Below are 10127 nucleotides of genomic sequence, written 5' to 3' on the forward strand. Positions count from 1 at the left end.
GGAACTCCTGAACGATGTCACCCAAGTCGCTCACGGCCAGGCTCCCTTCAGCCCTCACCGGGACAAACCACGCGTCGGGTCTGCGCACCGACCACTGGACAATCGGCACGATGCGGGGCGGGTCAAGGAGATTCGTTGCGTTACGGTAAGCGAACCGTCACGCAGGGTTGCCGGCGGTAGCCGGTCAGCCGAGCTCGGCCGGCCGCGGGCCGTCGATGGGGTCGTGGCGGACCAGGGTCGCCTGCCGGATCAGCCGGCGCGCGGTGCTGAGCTTCGGCTCGCACGTGACCAGCGTGAGCAGCGGTCCGGCGCCGGGCGGCGGCGCGGCGAGGACCTCGTTCTGCTCCGGCTGGACCACGCTCGCGTCGACGACCCGGTAGACCAGCCAGGTGTCCCGGGTCTCCACCACGACCGGCGCGCTGACCTCGAGATCGTCGAGGTCCCAGAAGACGCCCGGATAGCGGTGCCCGGCGATGCCGGTGTTGCCGCTCTCGCCGAAGGCGGCGGTGCCGGGGATGCGCCCGGGGCCGAGCATCAGCGCCGCCGGGTCGGATCCCTCAACAACGAAGAGCTTCAAGTGCAGCGTCGGTACGTGCAGCAGCGCGATCGGCCCGCCCGGGGGCACACCCGTGCCGGCGGCCTCCTCGGCGGCGCCGGGGAGGCGCATCGGTGCCGCGGGCCGGCGTCCCGCCGCTTCGGCCGCCGAGGTCGCGCCGGTGCCGGAGCGCGGGGTCTCCCCCGCCCACTCGGCGGCGAGCCGGTCCTGTGCGGCGTGGACCGCGCGGACCCGGCCCCACCAGCTCCAGGCCGTCACGCCGCCCGCGGCCACCCCGGACGCGAGCAGCAGCACGGCGGCCAGCAGGAGCAGCCGGGTCGTGCGGTCGCCGCCTCTGCCGGTACCCACAAAATGGACTATAGGCTCCAAAATTTGGGCAGAACGAGCTTCGGCCGCCATTCAGCCGGACGGCGGACAGGTGCCGATCCGGTTCGCACCCCGACGCGCAACCGGCCCGCACCCTGGGTCCCGCCTCATGGAAGCGTGAGGATCTGGCTCTGGTTCCTGTCGTGCGCCGTCGTGGCGTCCGTCGCGGCCGCCGCCCTGACCCCGGACAGCTTCGGCGTGTTCTGGGTCATGGTGCAGCTGGCCTGCCTCGGCGCGGCGGTGGCCGGGCTGCGCATGCACCGGCCGGGTCCCGCGGCCGCCTACTGGCTGCTCGTCGCCGGCGTCGGTGTCTCCGCGGCCTCGACCGCGGTCGAGGTGGCCGCGCCCGGGCTGACGCGGAACGCGCAGGCCGCCTACCTGGTCTGCTACCCGCTGACCGGCACCGCGCTGTGGTTGCTGGCCCGGCACCTGCGGCCGTGGTCCTCGGCCCGGCTGCTGGACGCCGCCATCGCCCTGATCGGCCTGGCGCAGCTGGCGTGGGCGTTCGTGCTGCTGCCGATGCTCTCCCGGGCCGGGCTCGACCGGATGGAGGCCGGGGGCATCACCGTCCTGGCCGGCTGCGACCTGCTGGTCGTGGCGATCCTGCTGCGCGTCGCGTTCGCGGTCCGGCCCGGCGTGGCCGCCGGGCTGCTGCTCGGCTCGGTCGCGGCGATGGTCCTCACCGACGCCGGCTACGTGATCATGTACGTCTGGAGCAGCAACGACACCGCCACCAGCCCGGTGACCTCGATCGGCTGGCTCGCCTGGAGCTTCCTGCTCGCCGCGGCCTGCCTGCACCCGGGCATCCGGGACGTCGGCGAGCGGCCACGCACCGCCGACGAGAGCGCCACCCCGATCGCCGGGTTCATCGGCCTCGCCCTGCTCGGCCCGGCCGTCCTCGTCGCCGACATCTGCCTGCACCACAGCGTCGCCGCGCCGTTGCGGGCCATCGTGCCGACCGTCCTCACCGCGGCGCTCATGGTGGCGATGGTGCTGCGCCTCGGCCGAGCGCTGCGGGAGCGGACGTCGCTGCAGCGGGAGCTCGCGTTCCGGGCCCAGCACGACGGGCTGACCGGGCTGGCCAACCGGGAGGAGTTCCGGACCAGGCTGCAGGCCGACATCGCCGGGACGGCGCCCGGGGTGGGGCTGCTCATCGTGGACCTCGACGGGTTCAAGGACGTCAACGACACCCTCGGCCACCCGGCCGGCGACGCGCTGCTGCTGGAGGCGACCGCCCGGCTGCGCGCCATCGCCGGACCCGGCGACCTGCTCGCCCGGCTCGGCGGCGACGAGTTCGCGGTGGTCTCCCCGGATCTGGACGGCCTGGACGGCCTCGCCGCGCAGTGTGTCGCCGCGCTCGCCGAGCCGTACCTGGTCGACGGCCGCGAGCTGCGCCTCACCGCCAGCGTCGGGGTCTACTCCGGCGCGCCCGCGACGACCGGTGAGGCGTTGCAGAGCGCCGACCTGGCCCTGTACGCGGCGAAGGAGGCGGGCCGGAACCGCGCCGAGCGCTACGACCCGCAGCTGCGCGCGGCCCACGTCGCGCACGCCGTCCTCGCCGACCAGTTGCGGGCCGCGGTCGACGGCGGGTCCGGGTTCGCCGTGCACTACCAGCCGGTCGTCGACATCCACACCGGCGCCGTCAAGGCGGTGGAGGCGTTGCTGCGCTTCACCACGCCCGAGGGCGCCCCGGTGTCGCCGGTCCGCTTCGTGCCCGTCGCCGAGGAGACCGGACTGATCGGCCGGCTCGGCGCCTGGGTCCTGGAACGGGCCTGCACCGACGCGCGGGCCTGGCACGCCGAGCACGGCATCTCCGTCACCGTCAACGTCTCCGGCCGGCAGCTGCGCAACCCGCAGTTCGCCGACGATGTCCTCGCCACCCTCAGGCGCACCGGCCTGCCCGGTGCCGCGCTCGTCCTGGAGATCACCGAGACCGTCCTGGTGACGGCGACCGTCGAGGAGACCGAGGCGGTCAGCCGGCGGCTGGCCCGGCTCCGCGCGCACGGCATCCGGATCGCCATCGACGACTTCGGCACCGGATACTCGTCGCTGGCGTACCTGCGTACCCTCCCGATCGACGTGCTGAAGATCGACCGGGCGTTCGTGTCGCGGGTCGCGGACCGGCAGGAGAAGGCGCTCTTCCGCGCCGTGGTCGAGCTGGCCCGCAGCATGTACCTGCAGCCGGTGGCCGAGGGCGTCGAGACCGACGAGCAGGCCGCCGCCCTGCGCGAGCTGGACTGCGGCTACGCCCAGGGCTTCCTGTTCGCCCGCCCGATGCCCGCCGACGCGCTGCAGGCCCGGCTCAGCGGCCAGCTCGCGACTGCTTAGGTCCGGCCTTCGCGTTCCTGGGCGGTCTGCAGGGTCGAGGAGTGCGGGACCCAGTCGGCCAGCTGGACGGGGTGGCCGAGCTTGCGCAGCTTCGTCACCACCTCGGGGTCGTCGTCGACCACGATCGCGATCGACGACTCGCGGGCGAGCCGGGACAGCAGGCCCGCCTTGAAGTCCTTCGCGGGGCGGCGGTCCGTCGACGGGCGCATGAACAGCAGCTCGGCCGGCAGTCCGGCGCGGCGCAGCCACGCGTCGGTGGCCGGGCGCAGGTGCTCGGGGCGGCCGGTGACCCAGACCAGGACGTGCTCGGCGGCGTTGCGCAGGGCCAGCTCGACGCCCTCCGGCAGGACGGGGTCGCGGTCGGCGGCGGCGAAGAACCGGGCCCAGTCCTTGGGGCGCTTGTCGAGATACTTGAGGCGGTGCCGGACGTCGGCGACCACGCCGTCGATGTCGAACACGGCGAGGGCCGCGTCCCGCTGTGCTGGCGTCTCCACGGGGCCATCATGCCCGCCGAGCATCACCGCGTCACTGTGGAATCAGCCGGTGCCAGAGATTTCCGACCTGCCGGGGTTCACCCCCGCAGAAGTACGCCAAGCGGACGTTTTCGCAGCTCAACAGGCGTAGTCTTCGCACCGGGCGCGGCGGTCGCGGCAGAGCGACCCAGCAGGGGACAAGGCCCGACGTGGCGGTGGCCCCACCGTGCCGATCGAAGGGGGTGTCCGCTTGATGCGGATCATGTTGGCCGGCCCTGGCAGCACCGAAGGGGTCGCCCGAGTGGAAGCCAACGGCCATGTGGCCGCCTGAAGAGGAGCGGTTCGCGGACCGGACGACCGCGGGACGCATGCTCGGCAGCGCGGTCGCGGCACACCTGCGGCAGCTTGACATGACCCACGCGCCGCTGGTCCTCGCGCTGCCCAGGGGTGGGGTCCCCGTCGGGTTCGCGGTGGCCGAGGCCATCCGAGCCGACTTCGACCTCATGATCGCCCGGAAGATCGGGCTGCCGTGGCAGTCCGACCACGGCGTCGGCGCGATCGCCGAGAACGGGCCACCCGTGTTCGACCGCAGCGCGCTCGCGTGCGTCGGGTTGAGCACCAGTGACCTCGCGCCCGCGGTCCAGCGGGAGCGGGTCGAGCTGCGGCGGCGGCAGGAGCGCTACCGCGGGTCACGGCCGGCGGCGGAGGTGACCGGACGGGTGGTCGTCATCGTCGACGACGGGCTCGCGACCGGCGTCACCGCGCGCGCGGCGATCAGGGCGTTGCAGACCGGCAAGCCGGCTCACATCGTGTTCGCGGCGCCGGTGTGCGCGGCGGAGTCGGTGGACCTGCTCGCCGGCGACGTCAACGCCGTCATCGACATCCATTCCCCCCGGGAGTTCCACGCCCTCGGCCTGTACTACAGCGATTTCACCCCGGTCACCGACGCGGACGTCACCGACATCTGCGCCATGGCCTGGGGCGCCGTGAAGGTGCCCACGCCGGTCTGACCGGCGCGTTGCGACGCGCTGCCCGCCTCCAGGGTTTAACCCACCGGGGGCGGGTAGAGCGTCACCCCATGAGGGCGAGTCTTGCCGCGACCGTCGAGGTCCGCGGAGATGCGACCGTGGTGCACGTCGCCGGAAGTCTCGGCGTGAGCACCGCGCCGATGCTGCGCACGACCGTCCTGGAATGTCTCGCCGCCGAGCCGGCGCTCATCGTGCTCGACGTCGCGGAGCTGAAGGCCCACGACGACGTGGCGCTGACCGTGCTCCCGGCCCTCGCCCAGCACGCCGCGGCCTGGCCCGGCAGTGCGGTGAGCATGGCGGCCGCCCCCGCACCGCTGCGTTCCGCGCTGGACCGCATGGCGGTCGCCCGGCAGATCCCCCTCTTCGCCACCACCGACGCGGCGATCGCGCACGGTGGCGCCGGCACGCCCGGCGGCGAACCACCGGGCCTGCGCGCCCGGCTGCAGCCGATGGTCGACGCGACCGCGGCGGCGCGGCACCTGGTGGACCGGGCCTGCCGGTCGTGGGGGGTGGCCCAGGTCGCCGACCTCGCCGAGCTCATCGTCACCGAACTCGTCAGCAACGGGGTGCGGCACGCGCGGACCGAACTGGAGGTCCGGGTCGGGCTGCGCCGCCGGCAGCTGCACCTGTCGGTGCGCGACGGCAGCCCCGCACTCCCCGTCCGCGGCACGTCCGGAGACACGCTCGCCGAGAGCGGCCGCGGGCTGCTCGTGATCGAGGCGCTCACACATCGGTGGGGTTGCACGCCGGTGCCCGACGGAAAAGTCGTCTGGGCGACCCTGCGCACCCGGTAAAGGTCACCCACGACCTCACCCTTTCACATATTCATTGGCAATTCCCCCGTGCGTACAGTGACCGGGAAAGCAATTCCGCCCGGTTCCACGACCGCACGCTCAACCGCGAATCGCTTGCTGCGCAACGCGATGGGATAGGGGGGAGTCTCCACCATGGAGACAATGCCCATATACAAAGACCGATTCGATTCGGCACTTTCACTGGAATCCTGGCGTCAAGGGGACGAGGAGATCCTGCGCCCTTCCGGAGTGCTCGACCATGCGGCGAGCCTCGACCTGCGACTCGAGCTCAACCAGCGACTCGACGCCGGGCAGGTCAACCTGACCGTCGACCTGTCGCGGTTGCGGCTGCTCGACTGCGCCGCCGCCGACACTCTGCTCCGGGCCCAGCTGGAGGCCCAGGAGCGCGGTGGCGGGCTGCGTACCCCGGGCGCGTCCGACCTGGTGCTGGACGTCCTGGAGATCATCGGGGCGGCGAAACGCCTGCGCGCCTACGACGATCCTCCAGTCGGCGCTCCGCCGCCCGTGCCGGACGAATCCGAACCGCCGAGTCAGTGGACGACCGTCAACGAGCTGCTGCGCCAGGCCGCCACGATGGACGTCAAGGACGCCCGGCGGGGTGCGTTGCGGCAGCGGGCGATCGAACACAGCCTGCCCCTGGCGGACCGGCTGGCCCGCCGGTTCCACGGGATGGGCGAGTCGCCCGCCGACCTCAGCCAGGTGGCGGCGCTGGGGTTGATGAAGGCCATCGACGGCTTCGACCCCGACTACGGCACCGATTTCGGCGGGTACGCGACACCGACGATCGTCGGGGAGCTCAAGCGGTACTTCCGGGACAAGGGCTGGGGGGTGCACGTGCCCCGGCGGCTCCAGGAGCTGCGGATCGAGATCAACCGGGTGCGCGACACGCTCGGGCAGCGGCTGGGGCGCTCCCCCACGCCGCGCGACGTCGCCGAGCACCTGGGCGTCGCCGAGGACCAGATCCTGGAGGCCCTCGTGGCGTCCTCGGCGTACCGGCCGGTGTCGCTGTTCGCGCCGCTCGGCGGGGACGACGACGCGGGCACCCTCGCCGACGTGCTCGGCGACGACGACCGGGACATCGACGGCGTCGAGTTCCGCCAGGCGGTCAAGCCGCTGATCGCGCGGCTGCCGGAGCGGGAGCGGCGGATCCTGTCCCTGCGCTTCTACGGCAACCGCACCCAGGCGCAGATCGCCGCCGACCTGGGCATCTCCCAGATGCACGTGTCGCGGTTGCTGTCGCGGACCCTCGAGGGCCTGCGAAGAGCGCTCCTCGATGGTTGAGCTCGACGGTTGAGATCGAGGGCCGCCGGGTAGGAGGCCCCCGGTGCACCGCCGGCACCGATGTCGGCGTGCCTGAAGGGGGAATTGTGACGGACCTCCACACGGTGGAGATCGCCGCTGTACTACGCCAGCTCACCGCCCGCCTGATCGCCAGCGACGACCTCGACGAGGCCCTGGAGGACCTCGTCGAGACCGCTGCCGACCTGGTGGACGGGGCGTCGTGGTGCGCGGTAACCCTGGTGCGGGCGGGCGGGCCGTCGACCGCCGCCGCATCACCCGAACTGCCGGCGACGCTGCACGACAGCCAGTATCACAGCGGCACCGGCCCGTCGATGGAGGCCATCCGCACCAGGGACCTGATCGTCAGCGACGACCTGTCCTCGGACGACCGCTGGCCGGGCTGGCGCGAGCACGCCATCATGGCCGGGGTGCAGGGCGTGCTCACCGTCCCCGTCGACATCGACGAGCAGGTCATCGGCGCGTTGACGGTGTACGCGGCGAAGCCCGGACGCTTCACCCCGGACGCGGGCCTCACCGCGATGCTCATCGCCGAGCACGCCGGCCTGCTGCTCGCCGCGGTGCTCGACCGGGGCCGGCAGGCGGACCTGCACGCGGAGCTCACGGAGGCCCTGGCCGACGGCGAGACCGTCAACCGCGCCATCGGGATCATGATGGTGCAGCGGGCCTGCTCCTCGGACACGGCGCTCGAGGTCCTCCGCAGCACCGCGAACCGCCTCGGGCTGCCGCTGTCCACTGTCGCGCAGCGCCTCGTCGAGACGGTCGAGCGCCGCGCGACCGTGGTCTGACGCGCACATGCGGCCGCACCGGCCCGCCATCCTTGGCGAAACCGGTGCGGCCGAGCTTTTGAACGGGCGTCAGACCGTCAGGGTCCAGCTGTCCAGGTAGCCGGTGTTGCCCTTGTACGAGTCGCGCACCCGCAGCTTCCAGGTGCCGTTCTTCAGGCGGCTGCTCAGGTTCACCGTGTAGGCGGCGTCGAGGTTCTTCGCCTTGTCCTTGGTGCTCGCGGCCTTGAGCCGCTTGACCGAGCCGTTCGGGGCGATCAGCTCGACCACCAGGTCGCCCCGCTTGGCGTGCACGACGTGGACCTCGACGCGAGCCTTCGACGACGCCTTCCCGGCGCAGCCGCTGACCACGACGCTGGTGGTGACGGTGCCGCGGTCGCGGATCGTGGCGTCGGCGGCGTTGGTGCGCACGTTGCACGGCGTCGCCGCCGGGACGGGTGTGGCGACGACCGCGACCGGCTGGCTGGCGGGCTGGCTGGCCGGCACCGTCGCCGTCATCGCGGCGGTGGACAGCAGCCGGTTCGGCGAGCCGGCGCCGGGGTTGCCGACGACGTTCGGCACCGCCGTGGACAGCAGCGCGCTCTGCACCTGCGCCGGGGTCGCCGACGGGTACGCCGACAGGTACAGCGCCGCGGCACCGGCAACGTGCGGGGAGGCCATGGACGTACCACTCATGATCGCGGAACCGGCATCGCCGCTGTTGCTGGCCGAGGTGATCGCGACACCGGGGGCGAACACGTCGACGCAGTTGCCGTAGTTGGAGAACGACGCCCGGTTGTCGTTGACGTCGGTCGCACCGACGGTGATGGCCTCCGGCGTGCGGGCCGGGGAGATGTTGCAGGCGTCGACGTTTTCGTTGCCGGCCGCGATCGCGTAGGTGACGCCGGAGGCGATCGAGTTGCGGACCGCCTGGTCCAGCGCCGGGCTGGCGGAGCCGCCGAGGCTCATGTTGACGACCGCCGGCTTCTGCGCGTTCGCGGTCACCCAGTCGATCCCGGCGATGATGCCGGAGTAGGAGCCGGAGCCCTCGCAGTCCAGGACCCGGACGCTGACGATGTTCACCGACTTCGCGACGCCGTAGGTGCTGCCGCCGATCGTGCCGGCGACGTGGGTGCCGTGGCCGTGGCAGTCGCTGGCGTCGGTGTCGTTGTCCACGAAGTCGTAGCCGGAGCGGGCCCGGCCGCCGAACTCGCTGTGCGTCAGGCGCACGCCGGTGTCCACCACGTACGCGGTGACGTTGGCGCCGGTGCCCTGGTAGGTGTAGGTGCCGTCGAGGGGGCGGCTCGCCTGGTCGATGCGGTCCAGGCCCCACGGCGCGCCGGTCTGGCTGGCGGCGAGCGCGACGGTGCGGTCCTGCTGCACGTAGTCGACGAGCGGGTTCGCGGCGAGCCGCTTGGCGCCACGCTCGGTCAGTTGCGCCGAGAAGCCCTTCAGGGTGCTGCCGAACGAGCGCCGCACCTGCCCGCCGAAGCGGTCGGCGAGCCGGCTCGCGCTGCTGGCGGTGTCGCTCGCCGACACCGTGTCCTTGAGCACGACGATGTAGCGGTCGCGGATCGCGCCGGGCTTGCCCGCGTCGCGGATCTGCCCTTCCGCGGGAGCGGCCAGAGCCGGAGAGCCGGCGGCCACCAGTCCGGCGGCCGCCGCGGCGGCGACGAACGTGGCGCGCAGGGTGCTTCGCATCTGGCTGGCCTCCCGAAGTGGTGACGTCGTGTGTCACCAATGTTCGGGAGCTGATGGTGCGTCCCCGGTTCACCGCCGGTTGCCGTGCGGTTGCCGCCTTTTCCGCTGCGACGTTCTCAGTGCGACAGGCAGTTGATGGTGGCCAGGAGGCTGTTGAGGGGACGGCCGCGGGTGAGTTTCGTGTCGGCCAGGGACAGCCCGTGCACGGAGGTGGCGTGCGGCGCGTTCGCGCTGTAGAACACCACCGGCACGTCCGCGGTCGCCTGGTGGCCGCGGAAGAGGTCGAGCAGCTCGTCGCCGTCGACCCTGGGCAGGTGCAGGTCCAGCACGGCCACGTCGAAGTGCGGCTGGCCGGCGGCGACGTCGAGCGCCTCCTGCGGCGTCGCCGCCGTGATCACGTGGTGGCCGCCGATCTGCAGCCTGATGGCGGTGGTCTCGCGGATGTCCGCGTCGTCGTCGACGAGCAGCACTCGGGCCATGGCAGCAGGGTTCCCTTCCCGACGGATCGCAACCGTCTCATCGGCCGGGGAACCCCACCACGTGAACACTTGCGCGCTATGCGCTCGGTCGCCGCCGGCGGATGACGATGACCGCGATCACGACGGCCACGATCACCACGACGGCACAGCAGCAGCCGCCGATGAGGCTGGTGCTGCCGCCCACCTTCGGTTTCTTCTTCGCCACCTCGCCGCTGAACTCCAGCACCGAGGGGTTGAGGTAGCTGACGACGTATGCGAAAAGGGCGGTCATTCCGTCAAGGTAACGGGTGGTGTCACGCTCGTCATGCGTCCTCACTT

10 protein-coding genes are annotated in these 10127 nt (G+C 72.4%); 5 read left to right on the forward strand and 5 right to left on the reverse strand.

Annotation, left to right across the window (positions count from 1 at the left end; genetic code table 11):
- Positions 1 to 184: 184 nt before the first annotated feature.
- Complete coding sequence (locus Dsi01nite_RS48575; RefSeq protein ID WP_203853281.1) at positions 185 to 904, reverse strand: class E sortase; 720 nt, start codon at positions 902 to 904, stop codon at positions 185 to 187.
- 135 nt (positions 905 to 1039) lie between these two features.
- Here Dsi01nite_RS48575 and Dsi01nite_RS48580 point away from each other — a divergent pair, with 135 nt between their 5' ends.
- Positions 1040 to 3250 (forward strand): putative bifunctional diguanylate cyclase/phosphodiesterase, encoded by a 2211-nt coding sequence (locus Dsi01nite_RS48580; RefSeq protein WP_203853282.1) that lies wholly within the window; start codon positions 1040 to 1042, stop codon positions 3248 to 3250.
- Here the strand turns inward: Dsi01nite_RS48580 and Dsi01nite_RS48585 are convergent.
- Entirely contained in the window at positions 3247 to 3744 is a 498-nt protein-coding gene (locus Dsi01nite_RS48585) for a phosphatase domain-containing protein (RefSeq protein ID WP_239136883.1), read from the reverse strand. The two genes, Dsi01nite_RS48580 and Dsi01nite_RS48585, sit on opposite strands and share 4 nt — an antisense overlap.
- Before the next feature lie 296 nt (positions 3745 to 4040).
- Here Dsi01nite_RS48585 and Dsi01nite_RS48590 point away from each other — a divergent pair, with 296 nt between their 5' ends.
- The 4 genes from Dsi01nite_RS48590 (at position 4041) to Dsi01nite_RS48605 (ending at position 7653) form a co-directional block, all read left to right on the forward strand.
- Complete coding sequence (locus tag Dsi01nite_RS48590) at positions 4041 to 4733, forward strand: phosphoribosyltransferase (RefSeq protein WP_203853283.1); 693 nt, start codon at positions 4041 to 4043, stop codon at positions 4731 to 4733.
- 68 nt (positions 4734 to 4801) lie between these two features.
- Positions 4802 to 5545: an ATP-binding protein gene (locus Dsi01nite_RS48595; protein WP_203853284.1), complete on the forward strand. Its 744-nt coding sequence runs from the start codon at positions 4802 to 4804 to the stop codon at positions 5543 to 5545.
- A gap of 162 nt (positions 5546 to 5707) precedes the next feature.
- Positions 5708 to 6847 carry a SigB/SigF/SigG family RNA polymerase sigma factor gene (locus Dsi01nite_RS48600; protein WP_345006806.1) on the forward strand — a complete coding sequence of 380 codons (1140 nt, stop codon included), beginning with the start codon at positions 5708 to 5710 and terminating at the stop codon, positions 6845 to 6847.
- 86 nt (positions 6848 to 6933) lie between these two features.
- The gene (locus Dsi01nite_RS48605) at positions 6934 to 7653 is read left to right on the forward strand and encodes a GAF and ANTAR domain-containing protein (RefSeq protein WP_239136885.1); all 720 of its coding nucleotides are present in this window, start codon (positions 6934 to 6936) and stop codon (positions 7651 to 7653) included.
- A gap of 69 nt (positions 7654 to 7722) precedes the next feature.
- Here Dsi01nite_RS48605 and Dsi01nite_RS48610 read toward each other — a convergent pair whose 3' ends face one another.
- The 3 genes from Dsi01nite_RS48610 to Dsi01nite_RS48620 all read right to left on the reverse strand — a co-directional run bounded on the left by Dsi01nite_RS48610 (position 7723) and on the right by Dsi01nite_RS48620 (position 10080).
- Positions 7723 to 9330: a S8 family peptidase gene (locus Dsi01nite_RS48610; RefSeq protein WP_203853287.1), complete on the reverse strand. Its 1608-nt coding sequence runs from the start codon at positions 9328 to 9330 to the stop codon at positions 7723 to 7725.
- Positions 9331 to 9446: 116 nt separating this feature from the next.
- The gene (locus Dsi01nite_RS48615; RefSeq protein ID WP_203853288.1) at positions 9447 to 9809 is read right to left on the reverse strand and encodes a response regulator; all 363 of its coding nucleotides are present in this window, start codon (positions 9807 to 9809) and stop codon (positions 9447 to 9449) included.
- Between the two features lie 76 nt (positions 9810 to 9885).
- Positions 9886 to 10080, reverse strand: coding sequence for a hypothetical protein (locus tag Dsi01nite_RS48620; RefSeq protein ID WP_203853289.1), 195 nt, complete (start codon positions 10078 to 10080; stop codon positions 9886 to 9888).
- Positions 10081 to 10127 lie beyond the last annotated feature (47 nt).

Source organism: Dactylosporangium siamense (assembly GCF_016862795.1).
GTDB lineage: Bacteria > Actinomycetota > Actinomycetes > Mycobacteriales > Micromonosporaceae > Dactylosporangium > Dactylosporangium siamense.